19 protein-coding genes are annotated in these 17,067 nt (G+C 68.2%); 9 read left to right on the forward strand and 10 right to left on the reverse strand.

Features of this window, described 5'->3' with window-relative positions; translation table 11 throughout:
- The first annotated feature begins 12 nt into the window (after positions 1-12).
- Positions 13-927: a histone deacetylase family protein gene (locus tag DX912_RS14740; protein WP_115843627.1), complete on the forward strand. Its 915-nt coding sequence runs from the start codon at positions 13-15 to the stop codon at positions 925-927.
- 15 nt (positions 928-942) lie between these two features.
- Here DX912_RS14740 and msrB read toward each other — a convergent pair whose 3' ends face one another.
- A complete protein-coding gene (gene msrB, locus DX912_RS14745) occupies positions 943-1,362 on the reverse strand; it encodes a peptide-methionine (R)-S-oxide reductase MsrB (protein WP_115843629.1) in 420 nt (139 codons plus the stop codon).
- 129 nt (positions 1,363-1,491) lie between these two features.
- Between msrB and lptD the strand changes: the two genes are divergently transcribed.
- From lptD to DX912_RS14775, 6 genes are all read left to right on the forward strand, one after another.
- The gene (gene lptD, locus DX912_RS14750; protein ID WP_115843631.1) at positions 1,492-3,954 is read left to right on the forward strand and encodes an LPS assembly protein LptD; all 2,463 of its coding nucleotides are present in this window, start codon (positions 1,492-1,494) and stop codon (positions 3,952-3,954) included.
- On the forward strand, positions 3,951-5,312 hold the full coding sequence (locus tag DX912_RS14755) for a peptidylprolyl isomerase (RefSeq protein ID WP_115843633.1): 1,362 nt from the start codon (positions 3,951-3,953) through the stop codon (positions 5,310-5,312). The genes lptD and DX912_RS14755 overlap by 4 nt, the downstream gene beginning before the upstream one ends.
- 11 nt (positions 5,313-5,323) lie before the next feature.
- Positions 5,324-6,316, forward strand: coding sequence for a 4-hydroxythreonine-4-phosphate dehydrogenase PdxA (pdxA, locus tag DX912_RS14760; protein WP_115843635.1), 993 nt, complete (start codon positions 5,324-5,326; stop codon positions 6,314-6,316).
- 7 nt (positions 6,317-6,323) lie between these two features.
- Complete coding sequence (gene rsmA, locus DX912_RS14765) at positions 6,324-7,148, forward strand: 16S rRNA (adenine(1518)-N(6)/adenine(1519)-N(6))-dimethyltransferase RsmA (protein WP_115843637.1); 825 nt, start codon at positions 6,324-6,326, stop codon at positions 7,146-7,148.
- Positions 7,149-7,215: 67 nt separating this feature from the next.
- Complete coding sequence (apaG, locus tag DX912_RS14770; RefSeq protein WP_115843639.1) at positions 7,216-7,599, forward strand: Co2+/Mg2+ efflux protein ApaG; 384 nt, start codon at positions 7,216-7,218, stop codon at positions 7,597-7,599.
- Between the two features lie 10 nt (positions 7,600-7,609).
- Positions 7,610-8,620, forward strand: a complete 1,011-nt coding sequence (locus tag DX912_RS14775) for a symmetrical bis(5'-nucleosyl)-tetraphosphatase (protein WP_233433605.1) — start codon at positions 7,610-7,612, stop codon at positions 8,618-8,620.
- Positions 8,621-8,892: 272 nt separating this feature from the next.
- Here the strand turns inward: DX912_RS14775 and DX912_RS14780 are convergent, their stop codons facing one another.
- The 8 genes from DX912_RS14780 to DX912_RS14815 form a co-directional block, all read right to left on the reverse strand.
- A complete protein-coding gene (locus tag DX912_RS14780; RefSeq protein WP_115843641.1) occupies positions 8,893-9,387 on the reverse strand; it encodes a dihydrofolate reductase in 495 nt (164 codons plus the stop codon).
- A gap of 2 nt (positions 9,388-9,389) precedes the next feature.
- On the reverse strand, positions 9,390-10,184 hold the full coding sequence (locus DX912_RS14785) for a thymidylate synthase (protein WP_115843643.1): 795 nt from the start codon (positions 10,182-10,184) through the stop codon (positions 9,390-9,392).
- A gap of 16 nt (positions 10,185-10,200) precedes the next feature.
- Positions 10,201-11,082, reverse strand: a complete 882-nt coding sequence (gene lgt / locus DX912_RS14790) for a prolipoprotein diacylglyceryl transferase (RefSeq protein ID WP_115843645.1) — start codon at positions 11,080-11,082, stop codon at positions 10,201-10,203.
- Positions 11,083-11,166: 84 nt separating this feature from the next.
- Positions 11,167-11,655 (reverse strand): TPM domain-containing protein, encoded by a 489-nt coding sequence (locus tag DX912_RS14795; protein ID WP_115843647.1) that lies wholly within the window; start codon positions 11,653-11,655, stop codon positions 11,167-11,169.
- A 10-nt stretch (positions 11,656-11,665) separates the two neighbouring features.
- On the reverse strand, positions 11,666-12,628 hold the full coding sequence (locus DX912_RS14800) for a TPM domain-containing protein (RefSeq protein WP_181902853.1): 963 nt from the start codon (positions 12,626-12,628) through the stop codon (positions 11,666-11,668).
- Between the two features lie 30 nt (positions 12,629-12,658).
- A complete protein-coding gene (locus DX912_RS14805) occupies positions 12,659-13,321 on the reverse strand; it encodes a LemA family protein (protein WP_115843651.1) in 663 nt (220 codons plus the stop codon).
- Between the two features lie 193 nt (positions 13,322-13,514).
- On the reverse strand, positions 13,515-14,249 hold the full coding sequence (locus DX912_RS14810) for a TerC family protein (protein ID WP_115843653.1): 735 nt from the start codon (positions 14,247-14,249) through the stop codon (positions 13,515-13,517).
- A gap of 17 nt (positions 14,250-14,266) precedes the next feature.
- A complete protein-coding gene (locus DX912_RS14815; RefSeq protein ID WP_115843655.1) occupies positions 14,267-14,647 on the reverse strand; it encodes a diacylglycerol kinase in 381 nt (126 codons plus the stop codon).
- Between the two features lie 294 nt (positions 14,648-14,941).
- Between DX912_RS14815 and DX912_RS14820 the strand changes: the two genes are divergently transcribed.
- Together DX912_RS14820 and DX912_RS14825 are read left to right on the forward strand one after the other, a co-directional pair.
- Entirely contained in the window at positions 14,942-15,244 is a 303-nt protein-coding gene (locus DX912_RS14820; RefSeq protein ID WP_115843657.1) for a putative quinol monooxygenase, read from the forward strand.
- A 72-nt stretch (positions 15,245-15,316) separates the two neighbouring features.
- On the forward strand, positions 15,317-15,793 hold the full coding sequence (locus DX912_RS14825; protein WP_115843780.1) for a VOC family protein: 477 nt from the start codon (positions 15,317-15,319) through the stop codon (positions 15,791-15,793).
- A gap of 233 nt (positions 15,794-16,026) precedes the next feature.
- Here the strand turns inward: DX912_RS14825 and DX912_RS14830 are convergent, their stop codons facing one another.
- Positions 16,027-17,058 (reverse strand): isoaspartyl peptidase/L-asparaginase family protein, encoded by a 1,032-nt coding sequence (locus DX912_RS14830; RefSeq protein WP_115843659.1) that lies wholly within the window; start codon positions 17,056-17,058, stop codon positions 16,027-16,029.
- Positions 17,059-17,067 lie beyond the last annotated feature (9 nt).

Genomic DNA, 17,067 nt, shown 5'->3' on the forward strand with positions numbered 1-17,067 from the left:
GCGCCGCGCGCCATGCGCATCTACACCCACCCGGCGTGCACGCGCCACGATCCCGGACCGGGCCATGCGGAGCGTCCGTTGCGGCTGGTCGCCGTAACCGAAGCGCTGCGCGAGGCGTTTCCGGACGCCCTTCACTGGGAAGAGGCGCCGCGTGCGAGCCGCGGGCAACTGCTGCGCGTGCACGACGATGCGCTGCTCGCGCTGGTGCTCGACACGCCGGTCGACGGCCCGATGGCGCTGGATCCGGATACCGTACTCGCCCCTGGTTCGGCCGAGGCCGCGCTGCGCGCGGCCGGCGCCGGCATCGCCGCGGTGGATGCGGTGATGCACGGCGAAGTACGCCGCGTGTTCTGCGCGGTGCGGCCACCCGGTCACCACGCAACCCCGTCGGCCGCGATGGGCTTCTGCCTGTTCAACAACATCGCCGTCGCCGCAGCACACGCCTGCGACAAGCACGGCCTGTCGCGCGTGGCGGTCGTCGATTTCGACGTTCACCACGGCAACGGGACGCAGGCGATCTTCGATACCGATGCTCGCGTGATGTACCTGTCGTCACACCAGATGCCGCTGTATCCGGACACCGGCTACGCCAACGAACGCGGCGTCGGCAACATCGTCAACGCCTCGCTGCCGCCGGGCTGCGACAGCGATGGCTTCCGCCGCATCTGGCGCGAACGCCTGCTGCCGACGCTCGATTCCTTCCGTCCGCAGCTGCTCTTCATCTCCGCCGGATTCGACGCGCACAAGCGCGACCCGCTGGCGCAGATCGAACTGGAGAGCGGCGATTACGAGTGGATCACGCGCGAGCTCGTCGCCATCGCGAAACGGCATGGCGACGGTCGCGTCGTATCGATGCTTGAAGGCGGCTACGACCTGGCCGCGCTGCGCGAAGCCAGCGTCGCGCACGTGGGTGCGCTGCTCGACTGAGCCTGCGCCCGACGGTCACTTGTCGGGCGTGAACTCCAGCGATGCCGAGTTGATGCAGTATCGCAGGCCGGTCGGCGGCGGGCCGTCGGGGAACACGTGGCCCAGGTGCGAATCGCAGCGCGCGCACTTGATCTCCACGCGGCGCATGCCGTGGCTTTCGTCCACGTGCTCGGTGACGGCGTCCTTCGACACCGGCTCCCAGTAACTCGGCCAGCCGCTGCCGGAGTCGTACTTCGCCTTGGACGAGAACAGCGGCGTCCCGCACGCGACGCAGGTGTAGGTGCCGGCTTCCTTGTGGTTCCAGAAGCGGCCGGTGAAGGCGCGTTCGGTGGCCGAACAGCGGCACACCGCGAACTGCTCCGGGCTCAGGCGCTCGCGCCATTCGTCGTCGGTCCGGCAGACCGGCGCGGTGTCGGTAGAAGGCTGCTGGGACATGGGCCACTCCTGTCTTGACGCGGAAATGAACAGTGCCGGGAGCAAGATGGTGCTCGCGTTGCCCCCTTGCAAGGGATACGGCAAGCTAGCGACCCCGTTTTCCTGAACGCCGACGATCACGGATCCCGAGTGCACCGACCCCTCCGACTGCTCCCGTTGTCGCTGTGCATCGCGCTGGCCCTGCCGGCGTACGCTGCCGACGGCGATGAGGACAACTGGGGCCTGTGCCCGATCATCGACGTGGTTCCCGTGTTCGAGGATGCCCCCGCTCCGGTGGGCGGCATCGAGAACCGCGGCAGCGAACCGACCGACATCGACGGCGGACAGCTTGAGCGCGCGGGTACCGCCGAAGACATCGTCGTGCAGGACAACGTACGCCTGAATCGTGGCGACCAGTTCCTGGGCACGGACAAGCTCACCTACAACGCCGAAACCGGTCGCTACAGCGCGGTGGGCAATGTGCGTTACCAGGACAGCGGCATGCGCATCCTCGCCGAGCGCGCCGAAGGCGACCAGAACGCCGACCGCCACCGCATCGAGGACGTGCAGTACCAGCTCACCCAGCGTCGCGGCAACGGCGGCGCCGAGCGCATCGAACTGGAAGGCGCGCGCGGACGGCTGGTCGGATCTACGTACTCGACCTGCGCGCCGAACCAGCGTGCGTGGGAACTGCGTGCAAGCCGCATCGAGATCGACACCGCCAAGGGCATGGGCGTGGCACGCAATGCCACCGTGCGCATCGGCAGCGTGCCGGTCCTCTACGTGCCGTGGTTCATGTTTCCGGTCGACGACCAGCGACGCACCGGCCTGCTGTACCCGCAGCTCTCGCTGTCCGGCCGCAATGGCTTCGACTACAAGCAGCCGATCTACCTCAACCTCGCGCCGAACTACGACGCCACGCTCTACCCGCGCATCATGGCTGATCGCGGCGGACTGCTCGGCGCCGAGTTCCGCTGGCTGTACGAACGCGGCAAGGGCGAGGTCTACGGAAACTGGATGCCGAGCGACAAGCTGCCGGGCGATGAGCCCGACCGCTACCTCAATCCCGAAGTCGGCTTCCCGGTGTCGAGCCTGCCGGAGAAGAACCGCGGCCAGTTCGCGTTGTCTGCAACGCACAACATCAACAGCGCCTGGTACGCCAATACCAACCTCGGCTGGGTCAGCGACACCCACTACTTCGAGGATTTCAGCAGCAGCCTGTACGGGATCTCGCAGTATTCGATCCGCAGCGATGCGGGCGTGTACGGCCGCGGCCGCTACTGGTCCGGCGGCGTCATGGCCGACCACTACCAGTTGGCCGACTACACGCTGAGCGAGGTCAACCTTCCCTTCGATCGCCTGCCACGTGCCTATTTCAGCTGGGCGCAGCCGTTCATGCCGTGGCTCCAGGCCGGCGTGGATGCCGAAGGCGCGCGCTTCGAGCACCAGGAATTCCTCGGCGGCACGCGCATCGACGTGAAGCCGTTCGTGACGATGCCGCTGGAAGGCGCAAGCTGGTTCATCCGACCGAAACTGGCTTGGCGCTACACGGCGTACCAGCTGGACGGCAACGCGCAGAGCCGCGCCGAAGAGTTCGCGCAGCGCAATGGCGGCCCGGTGGATCCCGCGCGGTTCCAGGACAGCAACCTAACCCGCAGCCTGCCGATCACGTCGGTCGACGCCGGCCTGTACTTCGACCGCAACACCACCTTCCGTGGCACGAGCTACCTGCACACGCTCGAACCGCGCCTGTACTACCTCAACGTCCCGTACCGGAACCAGGACAACTTCCCGGTCTTTGATACCGGCCCGATGACCTTCAGCTGGGGCCAGCTGTTCCGCGACAACCGCTATACCGGCGCGGACCGGCAGATGGACGCCAACCAGCTGACCGCCGCCCTCACCACGCGCTTCATCAGCGAGGAAGACGGTCGCGAGCGTCTGGCCGCCAGCATCGGCCAGATCCAGTACTTCGACGACAGCCGCGTCACGCTGCCGAACCAGACCACGATCGAATCGGGCAAGTCGGCGTGGGTCGCCGATGCCAGCGTCTCGCCGAACGACCGCTGGAACCTCGGCGCGACCTACATCTGGAACCCGAAGTACCGCGGCGAGGACTTCGTCAGCGCCCGCGTGCGTTACCTGTTCGAACGCGGCGGCGTCGTGAACCTCGGCTACCGCTATCGCCGCAACGCCGCCTTCCGCCAGGACATCGATCCGCCGGAGCTGCGCGACCAGCTGGAGCAGGCCGACTTCTCCTTCCTCTATCCGATCAACGAGACCTGGAGCGTCGTCGGACGCTACTACTACTCGATCCTGGACAAGAAGGAACTGGAGACCATCGCCGGTGTCCAATGGGAAAGCTGCTGCCTGGCCGCGCGCCTCGTCGGCCGCCGATACCTGCGTAATCGCGACGGTGAACTGGACACCCGCATCATGTTCGAATTCGAGCTGAAGGGCCTGGGCTCCGCGGGCCAGAACACGGAGCGGGTCCTGCGCCGTGGTATCCTCGGCTACGACCGCGACGACCTCTATCTCGTGCCGCCCACGTCCACGCAACGCCTGAACAGCGGCAGCGGCCAAGTCGAATCCACCCCCGACCCGACCCTATGAAGAAACTACTCGCGTCCGCCCTTGCCGTCGCGGTGCTCTCCGGCGCCGTCCTGCCCGGCGCGACCGCCCTGGCCCAGACCGCGGCCTCCGTCGAGCCGATCGATGGCATCGCCGCCATCGTCGACGAGGACGTGATCCTCAAGACCGAGCTGGATCGCGCGGTGAACAACATCCTGGCCCAGTACGCAGGACGCGAGAACCAGCTGCCGCCGCGCGACGTGCTCCAGCGCCAGGTGCTCGAGCGCCTGGTCCTGGTGAAGCTGCAGGTCGCCCGCGCCCAGGGCACCGGCGTGCGCGTGACCGACCAGGAAGTCGAGCAGGCCATCGCCGGCATCGCCCAGCAGAACCGCGTCTCGCCCGAGCAGCTCCGCCAGCAGCTGGCGCGCGAAGGCACCCCGTACACCGATTTCCGCAACTCGATCCGCGACGAACTCCTGATCCAGCGCCTGCGCCAGCGTTTCGCGCAGAGCCGCGTGTCGGTCAGCGAGGCCGAGGTCGATGCCGCCATGGCCGCGCAGGCGAACCAGGGCGCGCAGTACCACCTCGCGCACATCCTCGTGGCGCTGCCGGAAGGCGCGACGGCCGAGCAGATCGCGACCGCCCAGAAGAAGGTCGAAGGCGTCAAGGCGCTGATCGACAAGGGCGAGATGGACTTCTCCGCCGCGGCGGTGCGCTATTCCGACAGCCCGAACGCGCTGGAAGGCGGCGACCTGGGCTGGCGCAGCGTCGATGAAATCCCGAACGCGTTCGCCTCGCTGATGCGCAACATGTCGCCCGGCCAGGTCACCGATCCGATCCGTGGCCCGAGCGGCTTCCAGCTGCTCAAGCTCGTCGAGGTGCGCGACGCCTCGCAGGCCGGCCCGAACATGGTCACGCAGTACCAGGCGCGCCACATCCTGATCCGCACCAGCGATTCGGTCGACGACGCCAAGGCCAAGGCGCAGGCGCAAACCCTGCAGGCCCGCCTGATGGGCGGCGCCGACTTCGCCCTGCTCGCGCAGGAGAACTCGCAGGACCAGAGCTCCGCGCCGAAGGGCGGCGAGCTGGGCTGGTTCACGCGCGACGAATTCGGCCCCGAATTCGGCAACGCCGTCGCCGGCCTCCAGCCGAACCAGGTGTCGCAGCCGATCCGCACCCAGGCCGGTTACCACCTGATCAAGCTGGAAGCCACGCGCGAAGCCGACGTCGGCGAGCGCAACCGCCGCGCGCAGGTCCAGGAAACGATCGGCCGCCGCAAGCTGGAAGACGAGTGGAACCGCTTCCTGCGCGAAATGCGCGGCGAAGCCTTCGTCGACGTGCGCGTCGGCAAGACCGCCGACGCCGAAGCTACCTCCGCCGCTCCGGCCAGCAACGGCTGAGCGAGCCGGACATGACCCCTGTTCGGCTCGCGCTGGTGCCGGGCGAGCCGGCGGGTGTCGGTCCCGAGCTCTGCGTCCGACTGGCGCAGCGCTCCCGCGATTACTCCCTGACGACCTTCGCCGACGCGCGTACGCTGCAGACGGCGGCTAAAGCGCTTTCGCTGCCCTTGCGCCTGCTCGGCCCGGACGAGCCCGCGACGCAGCCAGGCGAACTGGCTGTGGTCGATATTCCCAACGCCGTCGTTCCGGCCTTCGGCCAGCCCGATCCGCGCAACGCCGCCGCCGTGATCGGCGCGCTTCGCGACGCCGCGCAGGGTTGCCTCGACGGTCGCTTCGCCGGCGTGGTCACCGGCCCCGTGCACAAGGCGGTGATCAACGAGGGCGGGATCGCCTACACCGGCACGACCGAGCTGCTCGCCGAGCAGGCCGGCCGCGAGGTCGTGATGATGCTGGCCAACGACGTCGTGCGTGTCGCGCTGGCCACCACGCACCTGCCGTTGCGCGAGGTCGCCGACGCGATCACCGCGCCGGTGCTGGAACGCACGCTGCGTATCACGCACGACGCCCTTCGCCACGACTTCGGCATCGCCGACCCCGTCATCGCCGTGCTCGGCCTCAACCCGCATGCGGGTGAAGCCGGGCATCTGGGGCGCGAGGAGATCGAAGTCATCGAGCCGTTGCTTGCGACGCTGCGTGAGGGCGGCATGCGGCTGATCGGCCCGCTGCCGGCCGACACCGCCTTCCTGCCGGCCAAGCTGCGCGGCTTCGATGCCGTGGTCGCGATGTACCACGACCAGGGCCTGCCGGTGCTCAAGTTCAGCGGCTTCGAGCGCGCGGTGAACCTCACCCTGGGCCTGCCCTACCCGCGCGTCGCGGTCGACCACGGGACCGCGCTGGAACTGGCCGGACACGGCACCGCCGACCCGTCCAGCCTGTTCGCGGCGGCCGATACCTGCGCCCGCATCGCACGCACCCGAATCGACGCCCGCCAGATCCCGGCATGATGCCCGCATGAGCACGCGCAGCCCCCATTTCACCGAGCCCGCCAAGAAGCACCTCGGCCAGCATTTCCTGACCGATCGCGGGATCATCGACAGCATCGTGCTCGCCGTGGATCCCCGGCCCGGCGATCGCCTCGTCGAGATCGGCCCCGGCCAGGGCGCCATCACCTTCCCGCTGCTCGATCGCCACAAGGAACTGACGGTCATCGAGTTCGACCGTGACCTCATCTTCCCGCTGACCGAAGCCGCGCGTGCGCACGGCACGCTCGAAGTGATCCATCGCGACGTGCTCACCGTCGATTTCACCGCGCTGGCGCGCAACGCCGGCGACGAGGGCGGACAGATCCGCCTGGTCGGCAACCTGCCCTACAACCTGTCTTCGCCGATCCTGTTCCATGCGCTCGAACATGCATCGGCGATCCGCGACATGCACTTCATGCTGCAGAAGGAAGTCGTCGACCGCATGGCCGCCGGCCCGGGCAGCAAGGTGTACGGGCGCCTGGGCGTGATGCTGCAGGCGTACTGCCACGTGACGCCGCTGTTCGACGTGCCGCCGGGCGCGTTCCGTCCGCCGCCGAAAGTGGACTCGGCCGTGGTGCGATTGGTGCCGCGCGCACCCGAGTCGATCGGCATCGACGATCACGCGCTGTATTCGGCCGTGGTGCGCGACGCCTTCGGCCAGCGCCGCAAGACGCTGCGGAACGCGCTGTCGAACCAGTGCGATGCCGCCGCGATCGAGGCCGCCGGCGTGCGCCCCGGTGCGCGCGCCGAACAGATCGAGGTCGCCGATTTCGTGCGGCTGGCCAATTCGCTCGCGCGCCAGCGCAACGCGTGACGCCCGCGGCAACGCGTTCTCCACGGCGCGTTGACCTATCGCGCACCGCAGCCCCTACACTGTCCGCATGAACCGCAGTACCGACTATTCCTTCGACATCACCGTGGCGACCCGTTACCTCGACAGCCAGTCCGAGCCGGGCCAGGACCGTTACGTCTTCGCCTACACCATCAGCATCCGCAACAGCGGCAGCGAGGCCGCGCGCCTCACGCGCCGCCACTGGCTGATCACCGACGGCAACGGCAAGGTGCAGGAAGTCGAGGGCGAAGGCGTCGTCGGCGAACAGCCGTGGCTGCGTCCGGGCGACGATTTCGAATACACCTCCGGCGCCGTGCTCGAAACCACGCACGGGATGATGGAAGGCACCTACACGATGGTCGGCGACGACGGCACGCCGTTCGAGACGCCGATTCCCGCCTTCACGCTGTCCGTGCCCCGCACGCTGCACTGACGGGCACGCCATGAGCATCTGGGCCATCGGCGACCTGCAGGGCTGTTACGACGCGACGCAGCGATTGCTCGAGCGCATCAACTTCGATCCGGCGCGCGACCGCCTCTGGTTCTGCGGCGACCTGGTCAATCGTGGCGGCCAGTCGCTGGAGACGCTGCGGCTGGTGCATTCGCTGCGCGATCACAGCACCGTCGTGCTGGGCAACCACGACCTGTCGCTGCTGGCGATCGGCGAGCGTCGCGAGGACGAGCAGCGCAAGGTCAACCCCGACCTGCAGCGCATCGTGCTCGCCGAGGACCGCGACGTGCTGCTCGACTGGCTGCGCATGCAGAAGCTGGTGCACGTGGACCGCTCGCTCGGCTGGATGATGGTGCACGCCGCGCTCGCGCCGCAGTGGACCACGCAGATGGCCGAGCGCTTCGCGCGCGAGATCGAGGAGCGCCTGCACGGCGACCAGTTCCGCCGCCTGCTGAAGAACATGTACGGCGACAAGCCGGCGTGGCACCCGAAGCTCGCCGGCATCGACCGCCATCGCGCGATCATCAACGTGTTCACGCGCATGCGTTACTGCACGCCGCGCGGACGCATCTCGTTCGAGGACAAGGGCGCGCCGGGCACGCAGCCGGTCGGCCTGTATCCGTGGTACGAGGTCCCGGGGCGCGTCGAGCGCGACCTGAAGATCGTGTGCGGCCACTGGTCGACATTGGGCCTGTTCATCGGTCACGGCGTGCACGCCATCGACACCGGCGCGGTCTGGGGCGGAAAGCTCACCGCGCTGCAGCTGGACACCGACGAGCTGCGCATCGTGCAGGCGCCGGGCCGCGACGTCCCAGCCCAGCCGCCACGTCCGCGCCCGCCGTACCACGGCGACGACAAGCGCGCGCAACGCCCGCGTCCGAACCACAACGGACAGCAGCGTCGCCACCACGGACGTCCGCCGCACCCGAACGGCCAACAGGGGCCGCGCAACGAAGCGCAGGCCGCTGCGCCGAAGGCGACTGCGGATCAGGATCGCGACTGAGCGCTTGCGCTTAGCCCCTCTCCCCACGGGAGAGGGGTTGGGGTGGGGGCAACGAAGCCGTACCGGTGAACGAACGTTGCAGCACAGCGCTGCGTTGTTGCTTCGCACCTCAGAAACCGCGGAAGCAAGATGGATTCCAGCTTTCGCTGGAATGACGATGCTGTGGGTCACCGAAACGAGCGTGCCCGCGCGTTGCCGGCCTGGGTCCCGGCCTTCGCCGGGATGACGGTGTCGGAATTACGTGCGCCGCCTGCAAGCTGAGGCGCGAACCATCAAGCCCGCACGTAATCCACGAACTCGAACGCGAACGCATGCTTCGCATCGGCCTCGTGCCGTTCGCGCGAGACCACACGCCACTGCGTCGCATCGAAGTCCGGGAAGAACGCGTGGGCGCCATCGACCTGCGTGTCGACATGCGTCAGGAGCAGATGCGTCGCGATCGGCAGCGTCAGCGCATACACCTCGCCGCCACCGATCACGCACAGCTCGTCGGCACCGTCGGTTTGCGCGATGCGCACGCCTTCGTCGATGGACGAAACCGCGGTCATCCCCTCGAACGGCACAACGCCCGACCGCGTCAGCACCAGGTTGCGCCGCCCCGGCAGCGCGCGGCCCAGCGATTGCGCGGTCTTGCGGCCCATCAGCACCGGCTTGCCCAGCGTGAGCGCCTTGAAGCGCTTGAGGTCGTCCGGCAGCCGCCACGGCAGATCGTTGTCGCGGCCGATCGCGTTATGGCGATCGAGCGCGGCGATGAGGCTCACCTTCATCGTCACACCGCCACCGGCGCCTTGATGGCCGGCAGCGGGTCGTAGTTCTCGATGGCGACGTCGTCGAAGGTGAAGCCGAAGATGTCCGTCACCTCGGGATTGAGCCGCAGCTGCGGCAGCGCGCGCGGCGTCCGCGACAGCTGCTCGCGCGCCTGGTCGAAGTGGTTCGAATACAGGTGCGCGTCGCCCAGCGTGTGCACGAAATCGCCCACGCCCAGCCCGCATACCTGCGCCACCATGTGCGTCAGCAGCGCGTAGCTGGCGATGTTGAAGGGCACGCCGAGGAAGATGTCGCCGCTGCGCTGGTAGAGCTGGCAGCTGAGCTTTCCGTTGGCGACGTAGAACTGGAACATCGTGTGGCACGGCATCAGCGCCATGCGCGGCAGGTCGGCGACATTCCACGCACTGACGATGAGCCGGCGCGAATCGGGATTGCGTTTGATCTCGTCGACGACCCAGCGGATTTGGTCGATCTCCGCGCCGTCGGCGCCCGCCCAGCTGCGCCACTGCTTGCCGTACACAGGACCGAGCTCGCCGTCGGCGTCGGCCCATTCGTCCCAGATCGAGACCTTGTTGTCCTTCAGGTAGGCGATGTTCGTCTCGCCCTGCAGGAACCACAGCAGCTCATGCACGATCGAGCGCAGGTGCAGCTTCTTGGTGGTGACAAGTGGGAACCCTTCGGACAGGTCGAACCGCATCTGCCACCCGAACACGCTTCGCGTACCGGTGCCGGTGCGGTCGGACTTGTCGGCGCCGTGTTCCAGCACGTGGCGCAGCAGGTCGAGGTACTGCTTCATCGCGGATGTCCTTTCGTTACTTCGCGGGCACGAACGGCTGCGGCTCCAGCGTCGGCTGGCGGCGCGACCACACGAACAGCCAGAACAGGCCCAGCGCGATCAGCGGCAGGCTCAGCACCTGGCCCATCGTCAACCAGCCGAAGGCGAGATAACCGATCTGCGCATCGGGCACGCGGACGAACTCGACGAGGAAGCGGAAGCAGCCATACAGCAGCGCGAACAGGCCCGACACCGCATAACGCGGGCGCGGCTTGCTCGAGAACCACCACAGCAGCAGGAACATCGTCAGGCCTTCCAGCGCCGCCTGGTAAAGCTGCGACGGGTGACGCGCGAAACGATCCAGCGCGCCCGTTGCGAACTGCGCCTGCAACTGCTGCAGGTTCATGCCTGCCAGTTCGGCTTCCGCCCGCGGGAATACCACGCCCCAGCCGGCCTGCGTGTACTTGCCCCAGAGTTCGCCGCCGATGTAGTTCCCCAGTCGGCCGAAGCCCAGCCCCGGCGGCACCAGCGGCGCGAGGAAATCGACGGTGTCCATCAGGTGCAGCTTGTGCTTCCACGACCACCACCACGCGGCGGCGACGACGCCGAGCAGACCGCCGTGGAAGCTCATGCCGCCTTCCCAGATGCGGAACAGCATCAGCGGGTCGCGCAGCAGGTCGGAGAAGGAATAGAAGAAGACGTAGCCAAGGCGCCCGCCGAGCACCACGCCCAGCATCGCGTAGAACAGCAGGTCGCCGTAGGACTGCTCGTTGACGCCCGGCAGGCGCCCGGCGCGCACGCGCATCCGGCCCAGCCACCACGCCGTACCGAAGCCCAGCAGGTACATGATCCCGTACCAGTGCACCTGCAGCGGGCCGAGGTGGAAGGCGATCGGGTCGATCTGGTGCAGGACGGTCATGCGGCGGCTCGGGAAGGCGTCGTCGTATTGTGCCGCAGGCCGGTCGCATGCGGCTTGCCCGTGAAGGGGCAAGGGCCTCGCGGATCAGAGCACGTACGGCAGGTCCGGCAGCTCGTTGACGTCGTGCGTGCCTTCCTCGCGCGGGAAGTGCTCGACCAGGATGTCCGTGAGCGCCGACACGCCGGCCAGCACGCCCGCCTCGGCCTCCCCGGCACGCAGGCGTTCCTCGATCAGCTGGCAGACGCCGCGCCACTGCTCGTCGCTGACCCGGCCGAGGAAGCCGCGGTCGGCCACGATCTCGATGCGGTGATCGGCCAGCAACAGATACAGCAGGACGCCGTTGTTGGCGTGCGTGTCCCACACGCGCAGCTGGGCGAACGCCTCGTGCGCGCGGTCGCGCGCCTGCACACCGGACATCACCGCGCGCGGATGGAGCGCGGGTTCGACGGCGAAGCAGATCTCGCCGGTGTGGTGACGCTCGCTCTCGGCGATCGCGTCGGTGATGCGCTTGAGGCTGTCGCCCGGAAACAGGCGCTTGGCCGAGGGCGCGAACAGGTGCTTGAAGAGCCTCATCGCGTGCGCCTCACCAGCTGCCGGAGGCGCCGCCGCCTCCGCTCATGCCACCGCCACCGCCCCAGCCGCCACCGCCGCCGAAGCCCCCGCCTCCACCGAATCCACCGCCGCCCCAGCCGCCGCCACCCCACCCGCCGAACCCGCGATCGCGCGCGTAGCGGCCGGTCGGCATCGAGGCCAGCCCGAAGAAGAAGCCGATGAAGGCGCCGATGCCGCCCACCACCAGCAGCGACGAAATCAGCCACGCCACGCCGCCGGCCGCGGCGCCGCCGAGCACGCCGCGCACGATCGACGGCGCGCGGCCGAAAATCCCGCGCACGACCTGCGCCACGATGAACGCCACGAACAGCGCGACCAGCCAGCCGCTGCCGCTACCCTGCCCGCGTTCGGCGCGGTGGTCGGCCATCGGCGCAGGCAAGGGTTCGCCGTCGATCAGCTTGACCAGTGCGGCGGTCGCGTCGGTGATGCCGCCGGCGAAGTCGCCGTTGCGGAACTTCGGCACGAGGTATTCCTGGATCACGCGCGCCGACGTCGCATCGGGAATCGCGCCCTCCAGTCCGTAGCCCACTTCGATGCGCACGCGTCGGTCGTTCTTGGCGACCACCAGCAGCACGCCATCGTCGACGCCCTTGCGGCCGATCTTCCACTGCTCGAACGCACGCACCGCGTACTCGGCGATGTCTTCCGGCTCCGTGGTCGGCACCATCAGCACCTGCAACTGGCTGCCCTTGCGCTGCTGCAACGCGAGCGCCTGCGCTTCGAGCCGCTGCTTCGCCGCCGCGTCGAGCGTTCCGGTCGTGTCGACCACCGGCGACGTGAGCGGCGGAACTGCCGCGAGGTCCTGCGCGTTCGCGATCGCGCAGCACAGCGCCAACACGATCAGCGCGAACAGGCGACGCCATGCGTTCGGCGTGGCGCGTGCGGACGCGTCATTCCCGCGCACGTGCGGGAATGACGACAGACGTTGCGACATCGACATCGCGACCGGCCCGTATGCGACGAATCAACCGTTCGACGGCGCCGGCTGCTGCGGCGGCTGCGGGGTCTGCGGCGTTTGCGGGGTCTGTTGCTGCGGCTGCGCGGGTGCACCGAAATCGACATTCGGCGCTTCCTGGATCTGCGCTTCGTTCTCCACCGTGAAGTTCGGGCGGGTCTTGTGGCCGAACATCATCGCCGTGAGGTTCACCGGGAAGCGGCGGATCGTGGTGTTGTAGTCCTGCACCGCGCGGATGAAGCGCTGGCGCGCCACGGTGATGCGGTTTTCCGTGCCTTCCAGCTGCGCCTGCAGCTGCAGGAAGTTCTGGTCGGCCTTGAGCTGCGGGTAGTTCTCGCTGACCACGAGCAGTCGGCTGATCGCGCTCTGGAGTTCGCCCTGCGCCTGCTGGAACTGCGCGAGCGAGGCCGGATCGTTCGCGTTGACGTTGATGCTGCCCACGCGCGAGCGCGCTTCGGTCACCTGCGTCAGCACCTGCTGCTCGTGGCTGGCGTAGCCCTTCACCGTGGCGACCAGGTTGGGCACCAGGTCGGCGCGGCGCTTGTAGTTGTTGAGCACTTCCGACCAGGCGGCGTTGGCCGCCTCGTCCTTCTCCTGGATGGTGTTGTAGCCGCAGCCGCTGAGGGTGGCGACCATCACCAGCAGCACGAACGCTTGCACCAGACGGACCATGGGGAACTCCTGACGTGACGATTGGCCGGCATTCCAGCACCGGGGCGGTCATGAAGCAATGAGGGTCTTGGACGACCCGTTACGAAGGCGTTACGGCCAAGGCGTCCGGCTTGCATGAAGCGGCCGGCGTCGAAAACGAAAACGGCCTTCCGCGAGGAAGGCCGTTCGAAGGCAACCGCGTGGGCCGCCCGTGTTATTCGGGTTGCAGGCGACGCTGCGCGCGGCGCTTGGCCCACAGGTTCAAGCACTCCACCAGCGCCGAAAAGCCCATCGCGCCGTAGATGTAGCCCTTCGGGATGTGCATCTCGAACCCGTCGGCGACCAGGTAAACACCGACCAGCACGATGAAGGCCAGCGCCAGCATCTTGATCGTCGGGTTGTGGTCGATGAACTGACCCAGCGGCTTGGACGCCAGCAGCATCACGGCCACGGCGAGCAGGATCGCGGCGACCATCACCGGCGTGTGGTTGGCCATGCCGACGGCGGCGATCACCGAGTCGAGCGAGAAGACGATGTCGATCACCGCGATCTGCGCGATCACGCCCATGAACGACGCCTTGGGCTTGGTGTGGATGTCCTCTTCCTCGCCCTCACCGACGATGAGGTCGCGGATCTCCATCGTGCCCTTCACCAGCAGGAACGCGCCGCCGAGGATCAGCACCAGGTCGCGCACCGAAATGCCCTGCCCCAGCACGTTGAACAGGTCGTTGGTCAGGCCGGCGAGCCATGCGAGCGTGAGCAGCAGCGCGATACGCGTGATGCACGCCACCGCGATGCCGAACTTGCGCGCCTTCTCGCGCTGCGCGTACGGCAGCTTGCTGACCGCGATGGAGATGAAGACAAGGTTGTCGATGCCCAGCACGATCTCGATCGCGCTCAGGGTCACCAGGGTCAGCCACACATGCGGGTCGGTCAGCAGTTCGATCACTTTCGGTTCCTACCTGATCAGAGCAGACGGGGCAGCACGATCGCGCCCCAGGTCAGCAAGACGTTCATCATCACCACGAACACTGCGGCCGAGCCCATGTCCTTGGCGCGGCCGGCCAGTTCGTGGAATTCCGGGCCGTAGCGTTCGATCACCGCTTCCACGGCCGAGTTGAGCAGCTCGACGCTGAGCACCAGCATCATCGAGCCGATGAGCAGCACGCGTTCGACCGGCGTCTGCCCGAGCCACCAGCCCAGCGGGGCCAGGATGACGAACAGGTACACCTCCAGCCGGAAGGACGATTCGTGCAGCCATGCGGCGCGCAGGCCCTGCATCGACCATTGGGTGGCTTTGGCGATCCGCGCGGGGCCGCGCGGAAGGTGTCCGAATTCGTCGGCCATGCGTTGGACTCAGGCCGCCTGCCCGGCGCGAACGAGGCCGCGCACGGCGGCCACGCGGCCGGGGATCCCGGCGGGCGCGCACACGGCGTGGAGCGGATCGGCGATCGGCATGGGAGGCGGTCGTGGACGGAAAGGTCGCGGACGGGCCGCGGCAGGGGGCCGATTTTGCCACAAACCCCTGAACCGACCCGGGCCGTTGGTTGGGGTCGTCCGTGTCATGGAGCGGTAGCAGGTTTTTCGCGCCCCGTTAGCGGCGCCGGCCGTAGCCTGACCGACCCGCCCGGAGGTGCGCCCATGTCCCGCTGCGCGTTGCTGGCCCGCCTGGAGGCCAAACCGGGCAAGGAAGAGGAAGTCGAGCGCTTCCTGCGCGGCGCCCTGCCGCTGGCCGAAGCCGAACCCGGCACGCGGACCTGGTTCGCGCTGCGCTTCGGGCCGACCTCCTTCGGCATCTACGACACCTTCGACACCGAGGCCGGCCGCCAGGCGCACCTGGACGGCCCCATCGCCGCCGCCCTGACGGAGCGCGCCGGCGACCTGCTCGCCTCGCCGCCGCAGATCGACCGCGTCGACCTGCTGGCGAGCAAGCTGCCGCATTGAGCGGCCAATCGCGTTCGCCTTCGGAGTTTCCCCACTGGCGCGCCCGCGCCGCCCACGTCCATGGAGGTCGAAATGAGTGTCCCCACCACTCCCGAGGGTTACCACAGCGTCACGCCCTACCTGATCGTCGACGACGCCGTCGCCGCGCTCGATTTCTATCGCGATGCACTCGGCGCGCAGGAGGTGTTCCGCCTGCCGATGGGCGACAAGATCGGACATGCCGAGATCCGCATCGGCGATTCGATGCTGATGCTGTCTGACGAATGGCCCGACATGGATGCCTACGGCCCGAAGCGCCGCGGCGGCGCGACGGCGACGTTCGTGATCTACGTGCCGGACGTGGATGCGTCGTTCGATCGCGCGGTGAAGGCCGGCGCGAAGGTCGACCGCCCGCTGGAGAACCAGGCCTGGGGCGACCGGATGGGCACGGTGATCGACCCGTTCGGCCACAAGTGGAGCCTGGCGACGCACGTCGAGGACGTGGACCCGGACGAACTCAAGCGCCGCATGGACGAGTGGTCGCAGCAGCAGGCGGGATTGACGGCGTAGCGCTGCCTCGCGCCATCTCGCGATCGGATCGCGATGCTTCAGCCCCTCTCCCGCTCGCGGGAGAGGGGTTGGGGTGAGGGTCGGGGCGCGCGGGCTGCTCGCGCTCGCGGTGCACGCACAGCCCAAAATCAAAATGGATTCCAGCTTTCGCTGGAATGACGATCAGGAAGGTCAATCGCGAAGCGAGAGAACCCGAACGCTACGCGCCTGGGGCCCCGCCTTCGGCGGGAGCATCACTCCCCTTCGTGAATCGCCGTCCCACGGCTGCCGTCGGGCTTGATCCATCCACGGAACATGCTGCCGCTGTTGAACGGCATCGCGATGTTGCCGTCGCGGTCGAGCGCGATCGCACCGCCGTCGCCGCCGGCCTTGGTCACGATCCTGTTGACCACCTCGTTCGCCGCGTCTTCCAGCGAATCGCCGCGATAGGCCACGCGCGCGCAGATGTCGTGCGCGACGGCGTTGCGGATGTAGAACTCGCCCCAGCCCGTGCCCGAGACGCCGCAGCGTTCGTCGGCCCAGGTGCCGGCGCCGATGATCGGCGCGTCGCCGACGCGGCCCCACTTCTTGTTCGTCATGCCGCCGGTGCTGGTCGCCGCGGCGATGTGCCCCTGCGAATCCAGCGCGACGGCGCCGACCGTGCCCAGGTACGTCGGCGGATCGAGCGTGCCGTCGAAGGCCTGGCGCTTGCCGTCGGCGGCTTCCTTGGCTTCCTTCGCCTGCGCGCGCTTGAGCTGCTCCAGGCGCTTGTCGGTATCGAAGTAGCTGTTGGGCACGCGCTGGATGTCGGGATGTTCGTCCGCGAACGCCTCCGCGCCCTCGCCCGCGAGCATCACGTGCGGGCTCTTTTCCATCACCGTGCGCGCGAGCTTGATCGGGTTCTTGATGGTGGTGACGCCCGCGATCGCGCCGGCGCGACGCGTGTGGCCTTCCATGATCGCCGCGTCGAGTTCGTGCCCGCCCTTCGCGTTGAACACCGCACCCTTGCCGGCGTTGAACTGCGGCGCGTCCTCGAGCACGACCACGGCTTCGGTCACCGCATCCAGCGCGGTGCCGCCGCGGCTGAGCACGGCGTTGCCGGCGTCGAGCGCGCGGTTCAGCGCTTCGTGGTACGCCTTGCGCTCGCTCGGCGTGATCGACTGCATCGGCACGAAGCCGGCGCCGCCATGGATGACCAGTGCCGTCTTGCCGGTGGCCGGCGCTTCGGCGGCGGAGAGGTTGAAGGACATGGCGAACAGGACGGCAAGCGGGAGCGAAAGGCGCATGGCAGGGCC

The sequence above is a fragment of the Lysobacter soli genome, from assembly GCF_003382285.1.
In the GTDB taxonomy this organism is placed as follows: Bacteria; Pseudomonadota; Gammaproteobacteria; order Xanthomonadales; family Xanthomonadaceae; genus Lysobacter_J; species Lysobacter_J soli.